Origin of the sequence: Flavobacterium sp., from assembly GCF_035456085.1 — a bacterium.
Classification (GTDB): Bacteria; Bacteroidota; Bacteroidia; order Flavobacteriales; family Flavobacteriaceae; genus Flavobacterium.
This window is the reverse complement of the sequence record NZ_DATIDY010000041.1, coordinates 1-25,934: the sequence shown is the minus strand read 5'-3', so window position 1 is coordinate 25,934 and position 25,934 is coordinate 1. Positions and strand designations below refer to the sequence as shown.

At 33.5% G+C, this 25,934-nt stretch carries 28 protein-coding genes and 1 riboswitch; of the genes, 11 read left to right on the top strand and 17 right to left on the bottom strand.

Going from position 1 to position 25,934, the window contains the following annotated elements; translation table 11 throughout:
* The 4 genes from pnuC to VLC96_RS03470 all read left to right on the top strand — a co-directional run.
* Positions 1-277, top strand: a 277-nt coding sequence (gene pnuC, locus VLC96_RS03485) for a nicotinamide riboside transporter PnuC (RefSeq protein WP_325260665.1), incomplete at its 5' end; no start/stop codon positions are given.
* Positions 226-2,352, top strand: a complete 2,127-nt coding sequence (locus VLC96_RS03480; protein WP_325260664.1) for a DUF4301 family protein — start codon at positions 226-228, stop codon at positions 2,350-2,352. The genes pnuC and VLC96_RS03480, both read left to right, overlap by 52 nt.
* A 1-nt stretch (position 2,353) precedes the next feature.
* Positions 2,354-2,758 (top strand): alternative ribosome rescue aminoacyl-tRNA hydrolase ArfB, encoded by a 405-nt coding sequence (gene arfB / locus VLC96_RS03475; protein WP_325260663.1) that lies wholly within the window; start codon positions 2,354-2,356, stop codon positions 2,756-2,758.
* Between the two features lie 279 nt (positions 2,759-3,037).
* The gene (locus tag VLC96_RS03470) at positions 3,038-5,245 is read left to right on the top strand and encodes a TonB-dependent receptor (RefSeq protein ID WP_325260662.1); all 2,208 of its coding nucleotides are present in this window, start codon (positions 3,038-3,040) and stop codon (positions 5,243-5,245) included.
* Between the two features lie 196 nt (positions 5,246-5,441).
* On the opposite strand, the gene VLC96_RS03465 is transcribed toward VLC96_RS03470, so the two are convergent.
* A complete protein-coding gene (locus tag VLC96_RS03465) occupies positions 5,442-5,753 on the bottom strand; it encodes a Rieske (2Fe-2S) protein (RefSeq protein WP_325260661.1) in 312 nt (103 codons plus the stop codon).
* 284 nt (positions 5,754-6,037) lie between these two features.
* Between VLC96_RS03465 and greA the strand changes: the two genes are divergently transcribed.
* From greA to VLC96_RS03450, 3 genes are all read left to right on the top strand, one after another.
* Positions 6,038-6,514, top strand: coding sequence for a transcription elongation factor GreA (greA, locus tag VLC96_RS03460; protein ID WP_325260660.1), 477 nt, complete (start codon positions 6,038-6,040; stop codon positions 6,512-6,514).
* Positions 6,515-6,576: 62 nt separating this feature from the next.
* The gene (locus VLC96_RS03455) at positions 6,577-6,966 is read left to right on the top strand and encodes an HIT family protein (protein ID WP_325260659.1); all 390 of its coding nucleotides are present in this window, start codon (positions 6,577-6,579) and stop codon (positions 6,964-6,966) included.
* Positions 6,967-7,052: 86 nt separating this feature from the next.
* Positions 7,053-8,219 carry a transglutaminase domain-containing protein gene (locus VLC96_RS03450; protein ID WP_325260658.1) on the top strand — a complete coding sequence of 389 codons (1,167 nt, stop codon included), beginning with the start codon at positions 7,053-7,055 and terminating at the stop codon, positions 8,217-8,219.
* A 105-nt stretch (positions 8,220-8,324) separates the two neighbouring features.
* Here the strand turns inward: VLC96_RS03450 and VLC96_RS03445 are convergent, their stop codons facing one another.
* Both VLC96_RS03445 and VLC96_RS03440 read right to left on the bottom strand, forming a co-directional pair.
* A complete protein-coding gene (locus VLC96_RS03445; RefSeq protein ID WP_325260657.1) occupies positions 8,325-8,564 on the bottom strand; it encodes a GlsB/YeaQ/YmgE family stress response membrane protein in 240 nt (79 codons plus the stop codon).
* 64 nt (positions 8,565-8,628) lie between these two features.
* A complete protein-coding gene (locus VLC96_RS03440) occupies positions 8,629-9,774 on the bottom strand; it encodes a sensor histidine kinase (protein ID WP_325260656.1) in 1,146 nt (381 codons plus the stop codon).
* Between the two features lie 282 nt (positions 9,775-10,056).
* Between VLC96_RS03440 and VLC96_RS03435 the strand changes: the two genes are divergently transcribed.
* The 3 genes from VLC96_RS03435 to aat all read left to right on the top strand — a co-directional run bounded on the left by VLC96_RS03435 (position 10,057) and on the right by aat (position 12,106).
* Entirely contained in the window at positions 10,057-10,932 is an 876-nt protein-coding gene (locus tag VLC96_RS03435) for a flavin reductase family protein (RefSeq protein ID WP_325260655.1), read from the top strand.
* A gap of 32 nt (positions 10,933-10,964) precedes the next feature.
* Positions 10,965-11,339, top strand: a complete 375-nt coding sequence (locus tag VLC96_RS03430) for a DUF3127 domain-containing protein (RefSeq protein ID WP_325260654.1) — start codon at positions 10,965-10,967, stop codon at positions 11,337-11,339.
* Positions 11,340-11,464: 125 nt separating this feature from the next.
* Positions 11,465-12,106, top strand: coding sequence for a leucyl/phenylalanyl-tRNA--protein transferase (gene aat / locus VLC96_RS03425; RefSeq protein ID WP_325260653.1), 642 nt, complete (start codon positions 11,465-11,467; stop codon positions 12,104-12,106).
* Positions 12,107-12,370: 264 nt separating this feature from the next.
* Here the strand turns inward: aat and VLC96_RS03420 are convergent, their stop codons facing one another.
* The 12 genes from VLC96_RS03420 to VLC96_RS03365 all read right to left on the bottom strand — a co-directional run bounded on the left by VLC96_RS03420 (position 12,371) and on the right by VLC96_RS03365 (position 22,656).
* The gene (locus VLC96_RS03420) at positions 12,371-13,081 is read right to left on the bottom strand and encodes a HesA/MoeB/ThiF family protein (RefSeq protein WP_325260652.1); all 711 of its coding nucleotides are present in this window, start codon (positions 13,079-13,081) and stop codon (positions 12,371-12,373) included.
* A 47-nt stretch (positions 13,082-13,128) separates the two neighbouring features.
* Positions 13,129-14,286, bottom strand: a complete 1,158-nt coding sequence (thiH, locus tag VLC96_RS03415) for a 2-iminoacetate synthase ThiH (protein ID WP_325260651.1) — start codon at positions 14,284-14,286, stop codon at positions 13,129-13,131.
* A 39-nt stretch (positions 14,287-14,325) separates the two neighbouring features.
* A complete protein-coding gene (locus VLC96_RS03410; RefSeq protein WP_325260650.1) occupies positions 14,326-14,703 on the bottom strand; it encodes a GxxExxY protein in 378 nt (125 codons plus the stop codon).
* A 111-nt stretch (positions 14,704-14,814) separates the two neighbouring features.
* Positions 14,815-15,591, bottom strand: a complete 777-nt coding sequence (locus tag VLC96_RS03405) for a thiazole synthase (RefSeq protein WP_325260649.1) — start codon at positions 15,589-15,591, stop codon at positions 14,815-14,817.
* The gene (locus VLC96_RS03400; protein WP_325260648.1) at positions 15,572-16,210 is read right to left on the bottom strand and encodes a thiamine phosphate synthase; all 639 of its coding nucleotides are present in this window, start codon (positions 16,208-16,210) and stop codon (positions 15,572-15,574) included. The genes VLC96_RS03405 and VLC96_RS03400 overlap by 20 nt, the downstream gene beginning before the upstream one ends.
* Positions 16,203-16,958 carry a hydroxymethylpyrimidine/phosphomethylpyrimidine kinase gene (locus VLC96_RS03395; RefSeq protein WP_325260647.1) on the bottom strand — a complete coding sequence of 252 codons (756 nt, stop codon included), beginning with the start codon at positions 16,956-16,958 and terminating at the stop codon, positions 16,203-16,205. Before VLC96_RS03395 ends, VLC96_RS03400 begins: the two co-directional genes overlap by 8 nt.
* Entirely contained in the window at positions 16,931-17,518 is a 588-nt protein-coding gene (locus VLC96_RS03390; protein ID WP_325260646.1) for a thiamine phosphate synthase, read from the bottom strand. The genes VLC96_RS03395 and VLC96_RS03390 overlap by 28 nt, the downstream gene beginning before the upstream one ends.
* Before the next feature lie 90 nt (positions 17,519-17,608).
* Positions 17,609-19,432, bottom strand: coding sequence for a phosphomethylpyrimidine synthase ThiC (gene thiC, locus VLC96_RS03385; RefSeq protein WP_325260645.1), 1,824 nt, complete (start codon positions 19,430-19,432; stop codon positions 17,609-17,611).
* Positions 19,433-19,695: 263 nt separating this feature from the next.
* Positions 19,696-19,902: a sulfur carrier protein ThiS gene (gene thiS, locus VLC96_RS03380; protein ID WP_325260644.1), complete on the bottom strand. Its 207-nt coding sequence runs from the start codon at positions 19,900-19,902 to the stop codon at positions 19,696-19,698.
* Between the two features lie 65 nt (positions 19,903-19,967).
* Positions 19,968-20,062: riboswitch (TPP riboswitch) on the bottom strand.
* A gap of 104 nt (positions 20,063-20,166) precedes the next feature.
* Positions 20,167-20,733 carry a DNA-3-methyladenine glycosylase I gene (locus VLC96_RS03375; RefSeq protein ID WP_325260643.1) on the bottom strand — a complete coding sequence of 189 codons (567 nt, stop codon included), beginning with the start codon at positions 20,731-20,733 and terminating at the stop codon, positions 20,167-20,169.
* Entirely contained in the window at positions 20,733-21,389 is a 657-nt protein-coding gene (locus VLC96_RS03370; protein ID WP_325260642.1) for a hypothetical protein, read from the bottom strand. Before VLC96_RS03370 ends, VLC96_RS03375 begins: the two co-directional genes overlap by 1 nt.
* 208 nt (positions 21,390-21,597) lie before the next feature.
* Positions 21,598-22,656, bottom strand: a complete 1,059-nt coding sequence (locus tag VLC96_RS03365; RefSeq protein ID WP_325260641.1) for a Ppx/GppA phosphatase family protein — start codon at positions 22,654-22,656, stop codon at positions 21,598-21,600.
* 237 nt (positions 22,657-22,893) lie between these two features.
* On the opposite strand from VLC96_RS03365, the gene VLC96_RS03360 reads away from it, so the two are divergent.
* Complete coding sequence (locus tag VLC96_RS03360) at positions 22,894-24,132, top strand: MFS transporter (protein ID WP_325260640.1); 1,239 nt, start codon at positions 22,894-22,896, stop codon at positions 24,130-24,132.
* A gap of 347 nt (positions 24,133-24,479) precedes the next feature.
* Here the strand turns inward: VLC96_RS03360 and tsf are convergent, their stop codons facing one another.
* Positions 24,480-25,442 carry a translation elongation factor Ts gene (gene tsf / locus VLC96_RS03355; protein ID WP_325260639.1) on the bottom strand — a complete coding sequence of 321 codons (963 nt, stop codon included), beginning with the start codon at positions 25,440-25,442 and terminating at the stop codon, positions 24,480-24,482.
* 126 nt (positions 25,443-25,568) lie between these two features.
* The coding region (gene rpsB / locus VLC96_RS03350) for a 30S ribosomal protein S2 (RefSeq protein WP_325260638.1) at positions 25,569-25,934 on the bottom strand (366 nt) is incomplete at its 5' end.

The following is a 25,934-nucleotide window of genomic DNA, read 5'->3' as shown; positions in this document are numbered from 1 at the left end:
CATTTATTTTAATAAATTTACAACATGGTACTCTTATTTAGATACTTTATTGACCGCAATTTTCTTTGTTGGAATGTGGTTAATGGCAAAAAGAAAAATTGAAAACTGGATTTTTTGGATTGTAGGAGATTTACTTTCAATTCCACTTTATTTCGCAAAGGGTTACACCTTTACCAGTTTTCAATATATAGTATTCACAATTATTGCAATTTACGGTTATATAGAATGGAAGAAAATCTTAAACAACTCAAGAAGACTGGCACAGCCTCAATCATAAAAATTGCCATTTTTGGTCCAGAATCTACTGGGAAAACTACTTTAGCAAAACAACTTGCCGAATATTATAAAACGGTTTGGGTTCCTGAATTTGCCCGTGACTATCTACAAGAAAAACTAGACAGCGGTCGCGGAATCTGTGATATCGATGATATGATGCCTATCGCGGTTGGACAGACAAAGCTTGAAAATGAAGGTGTTTTAGTTGCTAATAAATATCTTTTTTGCGATACGAATTTATTGGTTACTAAAGTTTTCTCTGAATTGTATTATAACTATTGTGACTCTTTATTGGATAAAGCCGCTCGTACACATCAATACGATTTGTTCTTTTTGACAGATATCGATGTGCCGTGGGAAGACGATGGTTTAAGAGATAGTCCAGATGGAAGAGAAAGTGTTTTTGAAGCTTTTAAACAATCTTTAATTGATAACAATAAACCTTTTATAACTATTTCTGGAGACAAGGAAACTCGTTTGAAAAAAGCAGTTGCAATCGTCGAAGATTTGTCTTTGGCATTTCAAATGGGATTTTCTACTGCTGATTTTTTGCAGATTTATGATTACGGTATTTCATTAAAGAATATTAAAAGACAACTTGCCATTTTTAAAGATGGAATCCCGAAAACTGTTTTGGTGAATCCAGCAACTTTAAATGATGGAATCCTGAAATTATCCGAAGAGGAATTCCAGCAAAAAGCAGATTTTTTTGATGCTAATAAATCAGATTTAAAACTGATAAAATTTGTTCCGGCTTCTGGAGCTGCTTCAAGAATGTTCAAGTTTCTAGCTACTTTTCTAAATAAATTTGATTTACAGAAAGAAACCATTAATGTATACATTAGGCGACGAAATGATTCCGAATTGGCTGCATTTATCGAAGGAATGGAAAAATTTCCTTTCTTCAATGAAGTAGAAAAAACGATCAAAGAAATATATCCTAATTTTAATATTTTGGTGCGTGATTATAAAAATTATTATTTTATAAAAGCGATGTTGTCACCTGACTATTTTGATTTTGCCAATAAACCAAAAGGAACGTTGCCGTTTCATAAATATCCTGATAATATCGCAACTCCGGTTGAAGAGCATTTAAAAGAATGTACACTTTATGCAGCTTCTAACAATCAATCGAGTTTGCATTTTACAGTTTCTGAAAATCATCAGCAGTTGTTTGAGGCAATTATCGAAAAAGTAAAGAGCAAAATCGAATCAGACACCAATTCAGTTATAGAAGTAAGTTATTCTAATCAAAAAAAGAAAACAGATACCATTGCAGTAGATTTGGAAAACAATCCTTTTCGAGATGAAAACGGGAAATTGCTTTTCCGCCCAGGAGGACACGGCGCTTTGATTGAAAATTTAAATGCAATCGATGCCGATGTTGTTTTTGTAAAAAATATCGACAACGTGATTCAAAACCGAGTAGATCAAATTTCTTTGTATAAAAAAGGATTAGCAGGCGTTTTGTTGGAAATTCAACAACAAGTTTATGAGAGTTTGCACGCTTTAGATGATAAAGAAATAACAATTGAAAAAATAAAAGATATTTCAAATTTTCTTAAAAAACAATTGAGTATTAAGTTAAATGATGATTTTTATCAATTGGATATCAAAAAACAAGTAGCAAAATTAAAAGAAATATTAGACAAGCCTATTCGAGTTTGCGGAATGGTGAAAAACGAAGGAGAAGCTGGCGGAGGACCTTTTTGGGTGCGAGATACTGATGGTAACTTGAGTTTGCAAATTGTCGAAACTTCGCAAATTGATTTGACAAATAAAGAACAATTAGAATTATTGGCAAATTCAACACATTTTAACCCAGTGGATTTGGTTTGTGGATTGAAAAATTATCAAAAACAAAAGTTCGATTTGAAACAATTCGTTGATCCGGATAGTGGTTTTATTGTACATAAAAACCATGCTGGCGTTGACTTAAAGTCATATGAGCTTCCAGGATTATGGAATGGAGCTATGGCGAGATGGCTGACTATTTTTGTTGAAGTGCCTCTGATTACTTTTAATCCAGTAAAAACGGTAAACGATTTATTAAAAGAAGCGCATCAGTCATCATAAAATGGAAATTCAAGAAGTTCTTTCGGAGGTAAAATATAAAGCAATAAGAAGTAGTGGTGCTGGTGGGCAAAACGTAAATAAAGTTTCGTCTAAAGTGATGCTGACTTTTGATTTGCGAAATTCTCAAGTACTTACTGAAGAAGAAAAACTTTTGTTAGAGACTAATTTACAATCCAGATTAACTTCAGATTCCGTTTTGATTTTGAATTGTGATGAAGATAGAAGCCAGCTCAAAAATAAAGATATTGTTACTAAACGATTTTTGGATATTTTAAAAAGAGGTTTGTATGTTCCAAAAGAGCGAAAACCTACAAAAATACCTAAAGCTGCCATTCGAAAACGAATTAAAGACAAAAAAAATATTTCGGACATTAAACAATCACGAAGTAAACCCAATCTGGATTAAATCTCAATTTTTCAAATTCCAAATTCCAAAATACATTTTAATTCCTTTTTTGGAATTTGGGATTTGTTTTTTGGAATTTATCACATTACATTTGTACTGTCTCAAAGGGGTGCTCTAAATAACGAGCTGAGATCATACCCAAAGAACCTGGGCGGGTAATGCTGCCAAGGGAATAAACGACAAAAAAATAGAGTGCACGCTATCGTTTCTGTCGTAGAACAATCATTTATTAATTTAACAAAAGAATAATTCCCCCTTTTATTCGTAAACCATTTACGGATGAAAACTTTTTTCAAAAATCAAAGATCAAAGATCAGCTTCAAAAATCAAGAAGTAAATAGGCAAAGCTTATTGACACTATTTACCAATCATTATTCACTAATTACTATTTTTTTTCTAGCTTCTTTTCTTTCAAATGCCCAAGAAAAGCAGAAAGACACCACCAAAGTCAATCAACTCGATGAGGTTTTGGTTTCGGCAATAAGGGTTACTTCAAAAACGCCGGTAACATTTAGCAATTTGAGTAAAGAGGATATAAAACCTCGAAATTTAGGGCAGGATATTCCTGTTTTAATGAATTATTTGCCGTCGGTTGTTACAACTTCTGATGCTGGTAATGGAGTAGGTTATACCGGAATTCGCGTGAGAGGAAGCGACGCCACTCGTGTAAACGTGACGATCAACGGAATTCCTTACAACGACTCTGAAAGTCAAGGAACATTTTGGGTAAACATGCCCGATTTTGCTTCTTCGGTTGAGAGTTTGCAATTGCAACGAGGTGTCGGAACTTCAACAAATGGAGCTGGAGCTTTTGGTGCCAGTTTGAATATGTTGACGGATTCGTATTCTGATAAAGCTTCGGGTGAAATTTCCAGTTCTGCCGGAAGTTTTAATACGTTTAAAAATACAGTGAAATTCAGCACAGGTTTGATGAACAATCATTTTGAAATTGCTGGTCGTCTGTCAGCATTAAAATCCGATGGTTATATTGACAGAGCAAGTTCGGATTTGAAATCGTATTTTCTGCAAGGAACTTATGTAGGTAAAACAACTTTAATAAAAGCCTTGACTTTTGGTGGAACCGAAAAAACATATCAGTCTTGGTATGGAGTGGATGCTGAAACATTAGAGAATGATAGAACTTTTAATCCAGCTGGAATGTTTACAGATGAATTTGGGAATACTCGTTTTTACGACAATCAAACCGACAATTACCAGCAAGATCATTATCAATTGCATTGGAATGAAAAGATTTCAGAAAAATGGAGTACAAACCTAGCTTTTCACTACACCAAAGGAAAAGGATATTACGAAGAATATCAGGAAGATCAAGATTTTGCTGATTATGGTTTAGCGCCAATTAGTGCTGCTCCAACAGTGACCACTACTGATCTTGTGCGCCAAAAATGGTTGGATAATGATTTTTATGGAACCACTTTTTCTGCTAATTATAAAGGTGATAATTGGGATGTTATTTTAGGTGGCGGATGGAATAAATACGAAGGCGATCATTTCGGAAAGGTAATATGGGCGAGATATGCTTCTCAATCAGAATTGGGGGATCATTATTATGACGATTCTTCGACCAAAACTGATGGAAATGTTTTTGCAAAAGCTAATTATAAAGTTTCGGATAAATGGAGTTTGTTTGGCGATTTGCAATTGCGAAATGTAACTTATAAAGCCAATTCTAACGAAACAGGTTTAGTTGATGATAATTTCAATTTCTTCAATCCAAAAGCAGGTATAACCTATCAATGGAATGAGATTAACAGTTTGTATTTTTCATACGCCAGAGCCAATCGTGAACCTAACAGAACGGATTATGAAAATGGAAGCCCAAAACCTGAAAAGCTAAACGATTTTGAATTGGGTTGGCGTTTTATTTCTAATAAAATACGATTGAATACTAATGTTTATTACATGAAATATCAAGATCAATTGGTTTTGACTGGAGAATTAGATGATGTGGGTTCGCCGATTCGTAAAAATAGTGGTGACAGTTATCGATTAGGGCTGGAAATAGATGCTACGATACAGTTTGCTAAAAAATGGAGTATTTCTCCAAACTTCACTTTGAGTAATAATAAAAATATTGATTTTGTGACAGATGCCAACGGAAGTTTGGTAGATTTAGGCGATACAAATATTGCTTATTCTCCTAATTTTGTTGCCGGAAATATATTGACTTTTGCGCCATTAACGCCATTAAAATTGAGTTTGTTGTCTAAGTTTGTTAGCGAACAATACATGAATAATATTGATGATGAGAGTGGCAAATTGAAAGATTATTTTGTGAATGATTTTAACGCTAGTTATGAAATTAAAACAACTTCAGTTTTTAAAACAATTGCGATTAATCTTTTAGTGAACAATATATTCAATGTTGATTATATTTCTAATGGAGCTGATTATGGCGGGGGTTATGTCTACTATTATCCACAAGCGGGAACTAATTTCTTAGTTGGTTTGAATTTGAAATTTTAGTATTTGAAATTAATAATAAAAAAAATCCTGAGAGTCGAAATAGGCTCTCAGGATTTTTTGTTTACTGATGTTGTGATGCGTGAGGGATAGAAATAAGCTACCGAAGTAGCATGGATAGCCCGACAGCATCCTGATAAAAGGGCGTATATCCGCAAAGTATATTGGCCCTTTTATCAGGATGGTGGCACGCCCAAGTTTAATTGTAGATATGAATAACGTCTCCGTTAACTTGCACTCTATACTGTTTCATAGGATACGTTGTAGTCGCATCTGATTTTAGAGGCTGTCCAGTGAATAAAAGATATTCCTTACTATCGCAAGGACATACAGCATTGATTCCGTTAATAGTCATTGTTGAGCAACTGCTCAATTCCTGGTTGGGACATGCAGCATCAAAGGCATTATAACCACTACCTGTGTTAAAGACTATAATCCCTTTTACACCGGCATCTGCATAATAGACGGCGTTGCTGGCGCTCCTGAGTTTTGAATAAAGCGGCAAATTCATATTAAGGTCTACAGAAAAACTATAATTAGGAATATGTGGGTTTTTATTGGAGTTTTCATTGTCGCTACAGCCAACGAAAAATAGAGATACTATAATTATAAGAAAGTATTTTTTCATTATTTAAAATTAAGTCCAAAGTATTAGCGAAACAAATTTAATTTATTTAACTTTGAATTTGTTATGATTAACATTAAATTGTAAACTAAAAATAAAATTATAGTATCTTTGTGGAAAGAAATCCCGTCCCGATGGGATTTTTTCTATTTTATATAAATGATGAAATTATGAGCGCAATATCGTATTACACCGCAGATGGATTAAAAAAATTAAGAGAAGAATTAGATTATTTAAAAAGCGTGATGCGTCCAAAAGCATCGCAAGATATAGCAGATGCAAGGGATAAAGGCGATTTGTCTGAAAATGCAGAGTATGACGCAGCCAAAGAAGCACAAGGAATGCTGGAAATGAGGATCGCAAAACTTGAAGAAATTCATGCTAACGCAAGGTTGATAGATGAGTCAAATTTGGATTTATCTAAAGTTTTGGTTTTGTCTCAAGTGAAGATTAAAAATCAAACCAATGGTATGGAAATGAAATACACTTTGGTTGCCGAAAGTGAAGCCGATTTGAAAAGTGGTAAAATATCAGTGACTTCTCCAATCGGAAAAGGATTGTTAGGTAAAAAAGTAGGCGAAGTTGCCGAAATCACAGTGCCTAATGGAGTTTTGAAATTTGAAATTTTAGAGATTTCAAGAGAGTAGTTTTAGTAAGCAGTTAACAGTTTTAGTTTACAGATTAATCTTATTCAAAAATCTAAATTAATATGAGTTCAATATTTACCAAAATTGTAAACGGAGAAATTCCATGTTATAAAGTGGCTGAGGATGAAAATTTCTTAGCTTTTTTGGATATAAATCCTAATGCAAAAGGGCATACGCTTTGTATTCCAAAGAAGGAAATTGACAAACTTTTTGATTTGGAAGATGATTTATATCTTGGATTAATGGCGTTTTCTAAAAAAGTGGCTATTGCACTAGAGAAAACAGTTCCTTGTTTAAGAGTGGGCGTTGCTGTAATTGGTATTGATGTTCCTCATGCTCACGTTCACTTGATTCCTTTCAATCAAATGGATGAAATGACTTTTAGGAAAAAAGTAAGTATGACAAAAGAAGATTTTGAAGCTTTGGCAAAAAGTATTCAGGCAAATATGTAAAAAAATATAAGGGTTGAAAAACACGAATCTTTAAATAGAAATAAAGATTCGTGTTTTTTTATGGATATAAAATAAATTATTTAGTGATGAAAAGTGTTTTTTTATTTTTAATGATTACTACTATGAGTTTTGGTCAAGCCAAAGATATTTATGCTGAGGTAGATCGTAAAATGGATAAAATCCCTGCTGATTTAACTATTTCAACTACTGGAATTGCTCAATATATTAAGGATAATTTTAAATTTGAAAATGATAAAATCCGAGCAGTTTTTTATTGGACAGCCTCTAATATTCGATACGATGTTAATTATGTTCTCTCTCCAATTGACACTGAAAGTTCTGAAAACAAAATAAAAAATACGCTTCTAACCAAGAAAGGGGTTTGCATGCATTATGCTGAAGTTTTTAATGATATTGCTCAAAAAGTAGGATTTGAATCTTATGTAGTGAGCGGATATACTAAACAAAATGGCAAAGTAGATATTCTATCTCATGCTTGGTGTGCTGTAAAAATTGATAATACTTGGTGGTTATTTGATCCTACTTGGGGAGCTGGTCATGTTCAGAATAAAAAATTCGTAAAAAAACTAAACAATCTCAATTACAAAGTGGCGCCTAGTCAGTTTATTGCGACTCACATGCCTTTTGATTATCTCTGGCAATTTCTAAATTACACAGTTACCAATCAAGAATTTATTGATGGAAAAACACAGCCAAACAAAAGTAAGCCCAATTTTGATTTTATAGCCGAAATAAAGCAATATGATAAAATGTCAGATTTAGAAAAAGCAAGAACTGCTTTAATCCGAATGCAGAATAATGGAATCAAAAACGCTTTGATTCAGGAAAGGGTTCAGTTCAAAAAAAATGAAGTGGATGCTTTGCAAAATAATGAAGCAATGGATAAAATGAGAGCTATTAGTGATGATTATAATCAGGCCATAGTGCAGTTTAATGATTTTATATTCTACAGAAATAATAAATTCAAACCAACTTTTCCAGATGAAACGATTAAAGAAATGATTACAATTCCAAAACAAAAAATACTGGATTGTCAAAGTCGAATTTATCAAATAGGGAAGTTCGATAATAATAATCTTGAAAATGTAAAATCATTAAAAAAGTCAATAATAGACGTTCTAAAACAAATTGAAGAGCAAGAAAAATTTGTTAATGAATATCTAAGCAAAAGTAAATTAGTTAGAAAAACAATGTTCTCTAAAGTAACATGGCTTGGAGTTCCATTAAATTAAATTTTGAATTATAATCATAAAGAGCAGTTTCAACCATTGGGGTTATCAAAGTAAAAAGGGATTTCAAATGATTTGAAATCCCTTTTTTTATTCTATTTCGAAAGTTTATCTTTTAAATAAACTAATTATGAATAACAAAATCCATGCTCCTACAGCTGCAATGATGATTTGCCAGAGCAAACTTCCACCACCTATTCCTAAATTACCAGCGAGCCAACCTCCAAAAATACCACCTATTATCCCTACGATAATATTACCAATTAAACCAAAGCCACCACCTTTCCAGAGTTGTCCAGCCAGCCATCCTGAAATGGCACCAATCAAAAGAAAATACAAAATTCCCATAAGTAATTGTTTTAAAAGTTAATTTGTTAAAATTAGCAAATAAAATTATACAAATCGTTAAAAATCAACTTTTTAAAAAAGAAATTTGCATTGTAGTTCCTTTTCCCATTTCTGAATGTAATACTTTAACGTGGCCTTTGTGATATTCTTCTACAATTCTTTTTGTTAAAGAGAGTCCTAATCCCCAACCTCTTTTTTTGGTCGTAAAACCAGTTTCAAAGATTCGTTGGAATTCTTTTTTAGGAATACCGCTACCTGTATCGATTACATTTATTTTAATGTGACGGCTGTCTTCTTCAATTATCAGTGATAGTTTTCCTCTTCCTTTCATTGCGTCGATGGCATTTTTTACCAGATTTTCTATTGTCCAACTGTGTAAAGTCGGATTTAAAAGAATATTTATAGGCTTTGTTGGAGCTTTAAAAGAAAATTCGATCTGGTTCGAAAATCGGGAAATTAAATAATTATAGGATTGTTTGGTTTCCTCAATAACATCTTTTAGTTCGAGTTTGGGTTCGGATCCAATTTTAGAAAAACGATCGGTAATAGTTTGTAAACGCTCAATATCTTTTTCGATTTCAGCAGTAATCGAGTTATCAATGTTCTCAAGTTTTAGGATTTCCAACCAACCAATTAAAGAAGAAAGGGGAGTGCCAATTTGGTGAGCAGTTTCTTTGGCCATACCAGCCCACAACTTGTTTTGAGTGGCAATTTTATGATTCAGATAAAAGTTATAAATTAAAATTCCACAGAGAATAATTATTAACGAAAGCGCAATTGGATAATATTTGAGTTTGTCAATCAATGACGAATCCCCATAATATAGTTCTTGTGATTTTCCAGGAGCATAAATAATGGTAATGGGTTCGTTTTCGCTTTTCAATTCATTCAAATATTCCTCAGCTTTTACTTTATCTTTTATAATTTCTTCGTCAACATTAACTGAATTTATGATTTGATCATTTTCAGTAAGTATCAGCGGAATAGTAGTGTTGTTATTAAAAATTTGTAGCGGTAAATCAACTTCGGTATTCGCTTTAGCATTGATTAATGTTTTTTCAGCAGTTGCCCAAAGATTCATTTTTACCCGTTCTTCATTCTTGAAAATTTGAAAAAAAGTATACGTATTCCAAAGGATTATGGAAATTATAGTAAAAGAGATGATAATAATAATCCAGCGAATCGGATTGCTGTTTTCGGTGAAGTTCATAAGAGTAAATTTGTGCCATAAATATAACGAAATATTGTAATTTGAATTGTGTCGTGATCAAAATCGTCAAAACAGCAAACTAATTGCCACTAATTCAATTTCGTGAATTGATTACACAAATTATTTATGTGCAATTGTGCAAATTTGTAGTAAATAATTAATCAGCACTATCTGTGCTCAACGTTGGTTCTCTATCTTAGGTACAGCAGCAAGTTTCATAATATATTGTGGAATAATCATGATCTTTCTGCTATTTTATTATTTTTGTCTAAATAACAAAATATGATTAGCATTGATCCAAAAAGCATTGAAACTGTAAAACTGCAAGGGTATTTACAAAGCGCAGTTGGTCCCAGACCCATTGCTTTTGCTAGCACAATTGGTGTAAATGGAATCCCAAATTTAGCGCCTTTCAGTTTTTTTAATGTCTTTAGTTCTAATCCTCCGATACTTATTTTTTCACCTGCAAGAAGAGTTAGAGACAACACCATTAAACACACATTAATCAATGCCGAAGCAACTGGCGAAGTTGTAATTAATGTGGTGAATTATGATATCGTGCAACAAACTTCTTTGGCGAGTACAGAATATGCCGAAGGTGTTGACGAGTTTCTAAAATCAGGTTTAACGCCTGTGCCATCTGTAGTTGTAAAACCTTTTAGAGTTAAGGAATCACCAGTACAATTTGAATGTAAAGTCACTCAGATAATTCCGTTAGGTTCAGAAGGAGGAGCTGGGAATTTAATTCTTTGCGAAGTGCTGTACATTCATGTTGCCAAATCAATTCTAAATGAAGATGGTTCAATCGATCAGCACAAAATAGATTTGGTTTCCAGACTAGGAGCCAATTGGTATTCCAGATCCAATCAAGGGTTATTTGAAGTACCAAAACCTCTTACAACGTTAGGAATCGGAGTAGATGCCATTCCTGATTTTGTCAAAAATAGTCCGGTTTTAGATGGAAATGATTTAGGAATGTTGGGGAATATTGAAACCTTGCCTACTACTGAAGAAGTTAGTATATTTGTAAATCAAAATTTTGCTGTAAAGGCAGTTTTGAGCTCCGATGACCTTGAAAAACAGCATCTGGAAGCCAAGAAATACCTTTTAGACAAGGATGTAATTTCGGCATGGAAAGTGCTTTTAGCCAAAAAATAAAATCAAAGTAACAATAATTAAATAAAAAGAAGATGGAAGTAATTGGAAAAATTAAAGTTGTAAATCCAGAGCAACAAGTAAGTGCGGCATTCAAAAAAAGAGAATTGGTTGTTACTACTGATGAGCAATATCCACAACATATTTTGATTGAATTTACTCAAGACAAATGTGATTTGCTAAGCAATTATAATATTGGTGAAGCGGTAAAAGTTTCTATCAATTTAAGAGGAAGAGAATGGATTAACCCACAAGGTGAAACAAGATATTTTAACAGCATTCAAGGTTGGAGAATTGAGAGATTAGCTACTGAAGCACCAACTCAGCAAGCCCCTCCAATGCCAGCTGCAGCAACTTTTGCGCCAGCTACAAACTTAAACGAAGAAGAAGCAGATGATTTGCCGTTCTAAGAAATAAATTTCAATTTTTAAATTCCAAATTCCGATAAACTTATAATTGGAATTTGGAATTTCTTTTTATTCGGAATTTGATTTTTCCATTGATTTTGAAATTGTTATTGCTATTGCTATTGAAAATGTATTACTTAACCAAAGACATATTTTTTCCTCCAGTTTCCCATGCCAATCACGATGGGATTTTGGCTATTGGTGGTGATTTATCACCAGAGCGTTTGCAACTGGCTTACAATAGCGGAATTTTTCCTTGGTTCAATGAAGGTGAACCTATTATTTGGTGGGCGCCCAACCCAAGAATGGTTTTATTTCTGGACGATTTGATTGTTTCCAAAAGCATGCGAAATATCCTCAACCGAAACATTTTTACAATCACTTTCAATCAAAATTTCAGAGACGTCATTTCCAATTGCCAGCAAGTAAAACGAAACGGACAAACAGGAACCTGGATTACTGATGAAATGATAGAAGCCTATTGCAAACTCAACGAATTAGGAATCGCAAAGTCTGTCGAAGTCTGGCAAAATAGTCAATTAGTTGGCGGATTATATGGTATTGATTTGGAGCATATTTTTTGTGGCGAAAGTATGTTTTCATTAGTCTCGAACGCTTCCAAAGTCGCTTTCATCAGTTTGGCAAAACAACTCAAAGAAAAGAATTATCGTTTATTGGATTGTCAAGTCTACAACGAACACCTCGAAAGTTTAGGTTGCGTAGAAATCGAGCGAAATGATTTCATGAATATTTTAAATAATAAAAAGTAGGGCCTAATCCAGCTGTCCGTTACAAGTCCTCCTTCAAAAAACTTTTTTTCTAAAGTCATAAAAGGAGCTTCCTGCCGGTCGCTCTTTTATTCCTTGAAAAAAATAGTTTTTTTCAGTCCGGGCTTTTCACTTCCATCTGGGGCAAAAAACACCAGAGATTTTAACAATAGTTGTTTGGAAAAGAATTGAATATAATAAATAACTAAAATGTAAACCAGTGTTCTATCAGTTTCATCTGTTCAATTCCTTTACAACTCTCAAAGTTTAAAACTTCAACTTCACAAAACTCCAATCCAACGTCTTAAATAAAACTAATTCATTCTTCAGACCTGGCAGTCCAATAATTAATTTCAACGTTTCGTGCGCCATCATTGTTCCAATCATACCTGGTAAAGTTCCTAAAACGCCATTGAGGCTACAACTAGGAACATCTTTAGGATTCGGCGGTTCCGGAAATAAATCTCTTAAATTTTTACTCCCCTGATGATTAAAAACCGCCAACTGACCTTCGAAACCTAAAATACTTCCATAAATCAGTGATTTTCCCAAAGTCACGCAAGTATCATTTACCAAATACCGAGTAGTGAAATTATCCGAACCATCAACAACTATATCAAATCCCTGAATTAATCGAGCTGCGTTTTCAGAGCTCAATTTTTCTTCAAAAGATTCAACACTAATTAACGGATTCAGTTTCTCTAAAACCGATTTTGCCACAACAACTTTGGATTTACCAATTTCGTTTTCTGTATATAAAATTTGGCGATGTAAATTATGAATTTCGATTGTATCAAAATCTACAATTCCAATAGTTCCCACACCAGCCGTAGCAATGTATTGCAAAATCGGACACCCCAAACCTCCTGCGCCAATAACTAAAACTTTGGCATTTTTTAGTTTTTCTTGCCCCTCATCTCCAATTTCTGGCAATATAGTTTGGCGGTTATATCGTAAGTATTCTTGAATTACACTCATTATTAAGTCTTAAAGTTTGAAAGTCATAATGTTGAAAGGAAGAAGTATTAATTAACAATGGAAGTCTCTTGATGACTTTCGGTTTTCGACTTTGAACTAAATGTCCTATCCCAATCTTTCCAAACAGGTTCGTAGCCTTTTTGAGTTATTATTTCAGCAATTTCAGCAGCTGAACGTTCGTCACTAATTTCAAATTGTTCCAATGATTGTGGATCAACAACGTAACCGCCTGGATTGGTCTTAGAACCTGCACTCATACTTGTTGTTCCAATAGGAATGATATTGTTTCTGAAATTTTCATTTTCCCGCGTAGAAATCGAGATTTCCAAATCTTCATTCCATAAGCGATAGGCACAAATCAACTGTGTCAAGTCTTTATCATCCATGATAAAATTGGGTTCAATAATTCCTTCCGCAGGACGCAATCTTGGAAAAGAAACTGAGTATTTGGTTTGCCAATAGGTTTTTTGCAAATAATCCAAGTGCAAGGCGTTAAAAAAACTATCAGTACGCCAATCTTCCAAACCTAATAAAACTCCCATACCTATTTTATGTAATCCTGCCTTTCCAATTCTATCAGGCGTTTCCAATCGAAAATCGAAGTTTGATTTTTTTCCCTTGGTATGATACTTTTTGTAAACTTCCTGATGATACGTTTCCTGATACACCAAAACCGAATACACTCCAGCTTCGTGCAAACGCTCATATTCTTCTTGAGAAAGCGGTTGCACTTCAACAGAAATTATAGAAAAATCGTTTTTGATTTGTGCAATTGCATTCAAAAAGTAATTGATATTCACACTATAATTTGCTTCGCCTGTTACCAACAAGACATGATCAAAGCCATTATTCTTCAAGACTTGTATTTCTTGCTTAATTTCTGAATCGGTTAAGGTTTTACGTTTGATTTTGTTGTCCAAACTAAAACCACAATAGGTGCAAATGTTTTGGCATTCATTGCTTAAATACAAAGGAGCATACATTTGAATGGTTTTGCCAAAGCGTTTCTTAGTCAATTCGTGGCATTGCTGCGCCATTTCTTCCAAATAAGGTTGAGCCGCAGGCGAAATCATAGCCAGAAAATCATCTAGATTTCGCTTACTTTTGACCAGAGCTTGTTCTACTTCTCGTGCAGAAGTTTGATATATTTTGGTTTGGATACTATCCCAATTGTATTGTTCAAAAACCGATTTGAATGTTTTCATCGTTTGTTTTTTTCATGCAGATTTAGCAGATCATGCAGATTATATTTTATTTACTATTCGGTGGATATTGTCTAGTATATTTAAACAATTAAGATTAACCAATAAACCGAGTTTTTTATCGGCTAATTTTAAATATGTAGTTAATTGTTTAAAATGTATAGATTTTAATTCTTCTACGGATTTTAATTCAATTATTACTTTGTCCTCAACAATTAAATCAAGTCTAAATGAAATATCAAGAGAGGTATTATCATATATTACAGGGAGTTCTACTTGTTTTATGACATTTAATCCGTCTTTTTTTAATTGATAATAAAGAGCACTTTCATAAACAGATTCTAATAAACCAGGCCCTAAAGTATTATAAACTTTAAAAATTGCTCCTCTGATTTTGTATGATATTTCATTTTCATTCATATTAATACTTTTAGTAATTAGGAGATTAAAATTAAATGAATTTTCTTATATTTTTAATTAAAATTATTTTTTAATATCTGCCCAATCTCCAAAATCTGCGTGAGGCAATAATTACCCATATAAAAAAGCTGTCAAAGGACTAGAAGCAATAGCTTGATTGAATTGTTGTCCGACTTTGGCTTCATAAGCTTTCCTTCCTGCAATAACCGCTTCTTTAAAAGCTTCGGCCATTAATTTTGGATTTCCTGCAACGGCAATTGCAGTGTTAACTAAAACAGCATCTGCACCTAATTCCATTGCTTTTGCAGCATCAGAAGGTGCTCCGATTCCAGCATCAATTATAACAGGGACTTTGCTTTGTTCAATTATTATTTCTAAAAAATCAATTGTTTTTAAACCTTTATTGCTTCCAATGGGCGAACCAAGAGGCATCACCGCTGATGTTCCAACATCTTCCAAACGTTTGCACAAAACTGGGTCAGCGTGAATGTAAGGCAAAACAATAAATCCTAGTTTAGCAAGTTCTTCTGTAGCTTTCAGGGTTTCAATTGGGTCGGGCATTAAATATTTTGGATCGGGATGAATTTCCAGTTTCAACCAATTTGTTTCTAATGCTTCTCTGGCCAATTGTGCCGCAAAAACAGCTTCTTTGGCATTTCGCGCTCCTGATGTATTGGGTAATAAATTGATTTTTGGATGTTGCAAATGTGACAGAATTGCATCTGTTTCGGTTTCTAAATCGATGCGTTTTAGTGCCACTGTAACCAACTCACATTCTGACGCTAAAATCGCTTCTTCCATTTGTTGATTAGAGCCGAATTTTCCAGTTCCTAAAAACAAACGAGATTCTAATGTTTTGTCTCCTATTTTAAATAATGACGTTGCCATATAATTTTTCGTTAAGTTCTGTAATGAGTTTTTCTTTTTGGTCGCTTTTTGTAACGAGTCCAGAAACCGCAATGCCATGAATTCCTGTCCTCATTAGAATATCAACATCTTCTAATTGAATTCCGCCAATTGCATAAAGAGGAATTTCAACTTGAGCTTCTTTCATTTTGCTAATTATATTACGATAACCTTCGAAACCAAGTATTGGACTTAAATTGGTTTTTGTTTTTGTATATTGAAAAGGACCTAGACCAATATAATCGCAATCATTGTTTACATGTTGAACAATGTTTTCAAAAGTATTGGCAGTGGCTCCAATGATTTTGGTTTTGCCTAAAATAGTCCTTGCCTCAGCAACACTCATGTCCAAAAGTCCTAAATGAACTCCATCTGCAGCTATTTGTTCGGCTAAATGAACATCATCGTTGATAATGAAATTGGCGAGATATTCTTCGCATAAAAATTTTACGGCTTCTGCCAAAGCAAAAGTTTTTTTAGGTTTTTGATGTTTGAATCGCATCTGAATCCAATCACATCCATTGTCTAACGCTTGATGGATGTTATATAATTGTTCTTCGGCACTTTCTCCTTGGGAGATATATTGTAATTTGTTATACATAATGGAATCCTAGTTTAGTTGGGTTAGATAATAAATAGTTTTCAGTATATATTTTTGCTTTTTCACAAGCAGTTTTTAAGTTGTATTCTAATGCAATGTTGGCTGTGATAGCAGATGATAATACACAGCCGGAACCGTGCTTTTCATAACATTTTGTATTTTTTGGAATTAATTGATGAACTTGATTTTCAGTAAAAAGATAGTCAACACCAATTTCTGTTGGGTTGTGACCACCTTTTAGCAAAACAGAGCAATATTTAGAAAGATATATAGCTATGGTTTCAGCGTTGTTTTCTTTCGGAGATAATTGTAAAATTTCTTTGTAATTTGGAGTAATCAAATCAATTTTATTTAATATTTGGATTAAAGTCTCTTGATTTTCAATGTTCAAAAAGTCGAAATCTGTGCTTGATTTTAAAACCGTGTCCCAAACTATTTTTGTATTTGGTGAAAGGTTTTTTATAGCACAAACAATCTCTTTCAAATATTCTATTGATGGGATAATTCCAATTTTCGCTGCTTTTATATCATAATTATTGAATAACTTTTCAATTGATTTCAAAACAAAATTCAAATCTGTCCATTTGACTTCGATAAACTCATTTTCAGTTTGAATGGTATTGGCCGTGTTAATCGCAAAACCATACACCTGATGTTGCTCAAAGGTTTTGATGTCTGCCAAAACCCCAGCTCCACTCGATGGGTCAAAACCTGCTATTGTTAATACGAATGGACGATTTGCTGACATAATTTAAAATTTTCAAGAGCATTATTACTGTTCCAAATAGTTCCTAAAAGGGCAACGTCGTCAAAACCAGCCTGAAGAATTTGATTGATGTTTTTGGATTCAATTCCGCCTAAGGCAATCAATTTAGTTTTGAAATTGGTTCTACTTTTTGCTGCTTCCAATAGATCCGTTTGTGGATGATAATTTTCTTTAGAAATTGATGAGAATACTGGACTCAAAAAAGCATAATTATAATCATCAGATAAGTTATTGAAATCTTCTATTGAATGTGTTGATGTTGTAAACCTAACAGGTTTTAAAAACGGGTTAGGTTTGTTTGCTTTCCTTTCTTTTTCTGAAAAATGAATACGAGTAATTTCAAATTTGTCTATTAATTGATGATGATTATGCAGAACCAATTTAGCTCGAAACTTTTTCTTTATTTGATGAATGAATAAAGCTGTTTTGATTTCTGAAAAATCAGGTTTTCTAATGTGTAACAATTCCAGTCCATTCTCAAAAAGAGAATTGATAATTTCCATTTCGTTCGGAACCGTCGTTGGATTTGTAATTACTATCATTTTCTGTAGTTTTAAGATTGGAGTATTAAGTACTAAGAGTTCAATTACCTTTTTAAAATCTTGATACTTAATACTACTGTCTTAATTTTTTTAAATATAAATCTCTTTACCTTGTTCTATAAACTCATTCGATTTCTCTTGCATTCCTTTTTCGGCTTCGGCAACGTCACGTATTTCCTGAGAAATTTTCATTGAGCAGAATTTTGGTCCACACATCGAGCAAAAATGGGCTACTTTGGCTCCGTCAGCAGGCAATGTTTCATCGTGAAATTCTCTTGCGGTATCTGGATCTAACGACAAATTGAATTGGTCTTCCCATCGGAATTCAAAACGCGCTTTACTCAAAGCATTGTCGCGGTATTGCGATCCTGGATGACCTTTGGCTAAGTCGGCAGCATGTGCTGCAATTTTATAAGTGATAACACCGTCTTTTACATCTTTTTTATTTGGCAAACCAAGATGTTCTTTTGGAGTAACATAACACAACATTGCACAACCATACCAACCAATCATTGCCGCTCCAATCGCTGAAGTAATATGGTCGTAACCTGGTGCAATATCTGTGGTTAATGGTCCTAAAGTATAAAATGGCGCTTCGTCACAATGTTCCAATTGTTTGTCCATATTCTCTTTAATCATATGCATTGGGACATGACCGGGACCTTCGATGAAAACTTGTACATCGTGTTTCCAAGCGATTTTTGTTAATTCGCCTAGAGTTTCTAATTCGGCAAATTGCGCGGCATCATTGGCGTCAGCGATAGAACCCGGACGCAAACCATCTCCTAGAGAAAAAGCTACATCGTACTGTTTCATGATTTCGCAGATTTCTTCAAAATGCGTGTAAAGGAAATTTTCTTTATGATGAAACAAACACCATTTTGCCATAATAGAACCGCCTCGAGAAACGATTCCTGTAACACGATTAGCAGTTAAATGAATATAACGTAATAAAACTCCAGCGTGAATAGTAAAATACGAAACCCCTTGTTCGGCTTGTTCGATTAGCGTATCGCGAAATACTTCCCAAGTTAAGTCCTCGGCAATTCCGTTTACTTTTTCTAAGGCTTGATAAATCGGAACGGTTCCGATTGGTACAGGAGAATTACGAATGATCCATTCTCTGGTTTCGTGAATGTTTTTACCGGTAGACAAATCCATAATCGTATCCGCTCCCCAACGGCAAGCCCAAACTGCTTTTTCTACTTCTTCTTCGATTGATGAAGTAACCGCACTGTTTCCAATATTGGCATTGATTTTTACTAAGAAATTACGTCCCACAATCATCGGTTCGCTTTCTGGATGATTGATGTTGTTTGGAATAATAGCACGCCCTCTGGCTACTTCACTGCGGACAAATTCGGGAGTGATCTTAGATTTTGGTGTATTAGCTCCAAAACTATGCCCATTGTGTTGGCATTGCATTGCTTTGGTTTGTTCGTTTAATTGTTCGATGCGTTGGTTTTCACGTATCGCAATATATTCCATTTCGGGAGTGATGATGCCTTGTTTTGCGTAATATAGTTGGGTTACGTTGGCTCCTTTTTTGGCACGCATGGGTTTGTTCAAATATTCAAAACGCAAGTGATTCAGTTTCTCATCTTTTAAACGCTCTTTTCCGTAATTGGAGGAGATTTCGGTAAGTTCTTCGACATCGTTGCGGTCTAAAATCCATTGTTCGCGGATGCGTGGCAATCCTTTGCGGATGTCGATTTCGATATTGGGGTCGGTATAGGGGCCAGAAGTGTCGTAAACGGTTACAGGTGGATTTTTTTCTACTCCGCCTTTGGAAAGTTTGGTGTCAGAAAGTGAAATTTCGCGCATGGCTACTTTTATTGGATGGATTTCGCCATCGATATAGACCTTCTTGGAATTTGGAAAGGGGGTTTTTGAGATTTTTTCGTCTTTGTTCATAATATTTTTATTGAATAGTTATTGTATTGATATTGGAGAGATGCACTGCAGTGCATCTCTACGAGTGCATCTTTACATTGTTGTGTTGAAAATGAAAAGATCTTGTTTTGCAGTTTTTGCGTGAGGGATAGGAGCAAGCTACCGAAGTAGCGCGGATAGCCCGACCCCGTTGAGGAAAAGGGCTGAATAAGCGGTACTAAGAGTAAGCCCTTTTTCTCAATGGGGTCACGCCCACACGAACTTTAGCGAACTGTAAAAGTAAATCATCCTCCTTGTGTGGCTGAGATGATTAGAATGTCGTCGGTTTCTTTGATGAGATGTGAATTCCAGTGAGATTTTGGAATTACAGTATTATTGATGGCGAGGGCGATTCCGTTTTGTTTAAGAGGAATTTCCAAGTCAAGAAGTGCTTGTACAGTAAGACTGCCAGCAGTAAATTGTTTCGTTTGATTGTTGATTTTTAGTTCCATTCCTTTTTAATTTAGTATGTAATTATACTTTAGGAATGGCTGCAATAACGCAAAGATATGCGCGAAGTAGTCATCTTACTTTTTCCTACGCTAGTATGAACTAGATCAGGTTCGAGGGTAAAATCTCAGCCTGCGATTGCAGACACCCCTAAAGTGTTAAACAAATGTAATTAAAAAAAGTTTAGAATTTGAAGTTTTAAGTTTAAAGTTGTTGAAAATGAATTGTTTTTGTGATATTCTAAAAACTTTAAACTGTTTATGGATTTATTTTTTCCAGCAATATTCCACATGATCATTGACCATTCCGGTTGCTTGCATGTGCGCATAAACGACTGTTGAACCTACAAATTTGAACCCGCGTTTTTTTAAATCTTTACTGATAGTATCGGAAAGTGGAGTAGTAGCGACCACTTCGTTTAAAGATTTTCGGTTGTTGTTAATTGGTTTTCCATCTACGAAGCCCCAGATATATTTGGAAAAGCTTCCAAATTCGTCCTGTACTTTTATAAAAGCCTGTGCATTGGAAACGGCTGAATACACTTTGAGTTTGTTGCGAATAATTCCTGGATTTTCTAATAGTTCTGCGATCTTATCCTCAGAATAGTTGGCTATTTTTTTATAATCGAAATTATCAAAAGCTTTGCGAAAATTTTCTCTTTTGTTGAGGATGGTAATCCAACTCAAACCAGCTTGAAAGGTTTCTAATAGCAGGAACTCGAATAATTTGTGATCGTCATAAACAGGTACGCCCCATTCTTCGTCATGGTATTTTTTGTACAAATCACTTGATAAGCACCAACCACATCTTTTAATTTCAATTTCTTTTTCCATTATTTACCGATGTCCCAATGATAGCCCTTTACTGTAGGAATGTAAGCAGCTCCATTATTTAAAATCAATTCCGTATATATCTTTTTATTGTATTTGATGCCTATGGCACCACCAGAAACGTAAGTTCTGTTTTGCTTGAATACAAAAACCAAAGTGTCATTTTTGAATTCAGCATCAGAAACTTTTTCGACAAACCATGTTGAACCCCATTTAAAATATAATTTATTTTGGCCGATATAGGTTACATGTTTAATCAAATCTACTGCTTCTTTTGGAAATTTAAAATTCGCAATGAGTTCGTTTTTGGTATATGATTTTCCAATTTGACCATTCTTTAATAGGTTACGTAAAGGAGAATCCATTGTATTATTTATGAGGCTGGGTTTATTATTGTTTGTTGGATGCTGTGTTTTTTTGGGTAGGGTTTTATTGCTGGTTTTAGAATTCAAAGATGAATGACTAGCAGTGTAATTATTTACTTTTACTTGATTTAATCCAGTGTCAATAGGTGAAGTTATAAGAGGTGGCGGTGTAGCAGTTGCTTTTGGAGTTTGAATAGAGCTTATTGATTTCTTAGCTTTTTGTTTAGGCTCATCTTTTCCACAACTAATAACTAAAACTAGTAATAGGAATGAATATACTTTGAGATTCTTCATTTTGAATAAGTTGAGATACTGGGAACTATGTCAAAATTAATCTATTTTTTGGATCTGATAAAGGCATTTAATATTATTATATGAGTTACCATTCAAAAATTTTAATGTATGTTTAAAAACAAAAAGCAGACTGTTTTTTATAAACAGTCTGCTTTTTAGCCTATTTGGTGGATTAATATCTTAAGTTTCAGCAAAAATGCTTTTAAGATTAATATATTTGTTTTACACCTTTAGCGCTATCAAATACATAACTTACTAACCATGCAATTTGACCTTGTTTTGCAAAGAAAATCTTTTTGTTTTGTATGTTAGGGATAACTTCCAGCGAAGTCTCTAAAAGATTAAATGCAGCAATCAAATATTTTTGTTGGTATGTTTTCAATACTTTTTGCATTTCAGCATTAGTTTCAGCGTTGGTTACAAACCTTTGATAGTTATTTTCTGCAATAGTTCTCATTGCTAAAATATCATCATATTGTACTTGTGTAAAGTTTTCTTCAGCTTTAACACCAGTTAATAAAGTATAAAATGCCCAAGCAGCTCCTCCAGAAATGTAAACATTATTTTTATCTTGTGATTCAGCTCTACTAGTGTACATTTTTTTGAAACTCTCTCTTATTGTAGGTAAATAGTCGAAAAGATTTTCATTGAATTCGAAAACTGTTTTTTGTTTACATTTTTTATTGATGATTTCTGTCAAAGTAACAGTTCCTAAATCACATGAGATAGGGAAGAATACTGACTGATCGTTAATGTCTTTTGCATAACCACCTTTAGTGTTACCTCCTCCTATGTCAATAATCACAGAATTTAAATAATTTTTAGGAGGAATACATCCTCTTAAAAGCAATTTAGCCTCAAGAGAAGATGAAATAATTTCAATCTTTTTGTTGGTAAGATCTTTGATTTTTACAACCAAATCATTTGTGTTATTAGCAAGACCAACACCAGATGAAGCTACAATAAAGATGTTCTTATCTTCAATTTTGTATTCGTTAAGCATCTTTTTGTAATTGCTAAAAACTACAGCTCCTGCTTTTTCGATATCTTCTTGTAGTAGTAATCCATCGATTCCAATTCCAGCAGCAATACCGACGTTTTCAGTCCAAAATTCTTTTACGTCATAAGTATTTCTTTTAATACTTTCTACTTGTAGGACTGTCATTTTAATTCCTTTACTTCCTATTTCAATTCCACCATAGAGTTGCGCTTGGGTAGAAAAAGAAAGAACAAGGCATACTATTAAATAGTAGATTTTTGCTTTCATATTAATATTATTTGGGGTTTCTTAGATTGCAAATCTATATTAAAAATTGAATAATTTGCTCGTTTTGAGTTTTTTTTTAAAAAAAAAGTTTTTTGTAAACTTTTTCTTTTGCTTAACTAAACGTTTAGAAAGTTTTTGGAAAATGTTGTGTTTTTTAACTATTAGGTTGTTGCCTGAGTCAAAAAAAAATCTATTTTTGCCTTTATAAACAAATTTTTTGCCCCAAAAAAATTAAATATGATAAAAAAATACTTCGACAATTTTAAAGGTTTTCCAAAAGAGATTTGGATTCTTACTTTAATCACATTTATCAACAGAGCAGGAACAATGGTTATCCCATTCCTCTCAAAGTACATGAAAGAAAATTTACATTTTACTTACAGCCAAATTGGTTGGGTGATGGTTTTCTTTGGAATTGGTTCTATTATCGGAACCTGGTTAAGCGGTAAACTTTCTGATAAAATCGGCTTTTACAAAGTCATGGTTTTTAGTTTATTTGCGAGTGGTGTAGTGTTTATACTGCTGCAATATGCTACTTCATTTGAAGCACTTTGTGTAGGTATTTTGGTACTTACAAGTATTGCTGATATGTTTAGGCCAGCAATGTTAGTCTGTTTAAAGACTTTTACTAAAAAAGAAGACAGAGCTCGTGCGTATTCGTTAACGCGTGCTGCAATCAATTTAGGTTTTCTTTTCGGACCTGTATTGGGTGGTTTGATCATTATGCAATTAGGGTACGAATACATTTTTTATGTTGATGGTGCTACCTGTATTTTAGCAATTATTGTGTTTATGTTTTTTGTTAAAGACAAAAAATTACCAGTTAAAACACAAAAAGAAGATAAGCCTAAGGCTAAAGTCTCAGTAATGAAGGATCGTCCTTTTATGTTGCATTTAGTTATTTGTCTAATTACAGGAATTCTTTTCTTTCAGATTTTTACAACTTTGCCTTTATACCATAAAGAGCGATTTAATATGACTGAATTTGATAGTGGATTGCTTTTAAGTTTAAATGGTCTACTTATCTTGCTTTTTGAGCTTCCAATTGTGAATTATGTAAGTAGAAAGAAAATCAACAATCATAAGGTTATTTCTTTAGGGTTATTGCTTATGGCGACTAGTTTCTTGTTATTATTGTTGCCATTTGAGGTGGTTTTAGTGCCTATGATGTTCTTTATGACAAGTGGTGTAATGTTGACGTTTCCATTCGCTAACTCATTTGCAATGGACAGATCTCATTTGCAAGAAGGAAAATATATGGCTGCTTTTACAATGAGTTATAGCTTTGCGCATATCTTAAGTGCTAAATCAGGTATGGAAATTATTCAAAATTCAGGATATGAGTCCAATTGGATTTTTATGTTTGGATTAGGTATTGTTGGAACGTTACTTGTTTTTAGGCTGTCTAAAATGGTTGTAAAAGAAGAACTGAAGAACGCTGCAATGGTAACGGTAGAAATTAATGACGGAAAATAATATTATTCATCATTGAGTATTTGATTCTAAATAAAATAAAATATCAGAAACAGTAGTAAGTGTAAAAACTTACTACTGTTTTTTTTATAAAATCTGGTCATTTTCGGATTGTGTTCCGCGAATAAATCTGCTTAGGATAAAATTGTTTAAGAGCGTTTAAATTGCCTGTGTGATGTTGTATTTGCTGAATCAGAAAAGGGTTCCTATTTTCTAAGGAAATTTATGTTTTGATTACCTTATAACTTTTGCAACAAGTTAAATAGAAGGTACAAAAAAATCCCATTTCGAACTATACGAAATGGGATTTTATATTTTGAAGAAATCTAAAATAGAAATCTTTAGTTATATTAACCTAAAGTAACTCTTTTGAAACCTGTAATTTCAACATTGAATCCTTTAACATAATCACCAACTTTTTTACTATCGTCTTTGATAAAGTTTTGATCTAATAAAGCTTTTTCTTGGTCTAAAGTAGTATTGTCAGAAATGAAACGTTGGATTTTTCCTGGAATGATTTTATCCCAAATTTGTTCTGGTTTACCTTCAGCTTTTAATTCAGCTTTAGCATCTTCTTCAGCTTGTTTTAGAACTTCTGGAGTTAATTGAGAGTAAGAAATGTATTTAGGAACATTTTTTAAAGTTTTTCCTAAACGTTTTGCTTCTTCATTGTCTTTTTCAATTACAGCAATACGAGCAGCAAGTTCAGATTCAACGAAAGCTGGATCAAAATCTTTGTAAGATAATGTATCAGCTCCCATAGAAGCAACTTGCATAGAGATGTCTTTAGTTAAAACGTCAGCATTAGCAATTGGTGCAGAAATTGCAGTTAAAGCAGCAATTTTGTTAACGTGAACATAAGATCCAACGTAAGCTCCTTCTAAAATTTCAAAACCACCGATTTCGATTTTTTCACCGATAACACCAGTTTGCTCAATTAATTTTTCAGCAACAGTAATTCCGTTGAAATCTGAAGCTAAGAATTCTTCTTTAGAAGAGAAGTTAATAGCTCTTTCTACTAAATCTTTAGCTAAAGTTACGAAAGCTTCGTTTTTACCTACGAAATCTGTCTCACAGTTTAAAGTGATGATAGCTCCTTTAGTTTTGTCAGCATTAATAAAAGAAACAGCAGCTCCTTCAGAAGACTCACGGTCAGAACGATTAGCAGCAACTTTTTGTCCTTTTTCTCTAAGGTTTTGTATAGCTTTATCGAAATCTCCATCAGCTTCAACTAAAGCTTTTTTACAGTCCATCATTCCGGCACCTGTAGTTTGTCTTAATTTATTTACGTCTGCAGCAGTAATTGTTGCCATAATATTTTGTGTTTTAATGTTAAAAGTAAAAATTCCAACTTTCAAATCCCAAATTCCAACGTTATCAGATGGTTAAGATCTGATTTTGGAATTTGGAATTTAAAATTTGGAATTTAAAAATTTGATTTATTCTTCAGTTGCAGGAGCTTCTTCAGCTTCAACAGCTGGAGTTTCAGCTTCAGCAACAACTTCAGTAGCATCAGCTTCTTTATCAGATGTTCTGTTTGCAAGACCATCAATAATAGAAGTAGTTACTAAAGATAAAATTTTATCAATTGATTTAGAAGCATCATCATTTGCAGGGATAACATAATCTACTTCACGTGGATCAGAATTGGTATCAACCATTGCGAAAACTGGAATGTTTAATTTTTGAGCTTCTTTTATTGCGATGTGTTCAGCTTTGATATCTACTACGAACAATGCGGCAGGAAGTCTTGACATATCTGCGATTGAACCTAAGTTTTTCTCTAATTTAGCACGAAGACGATC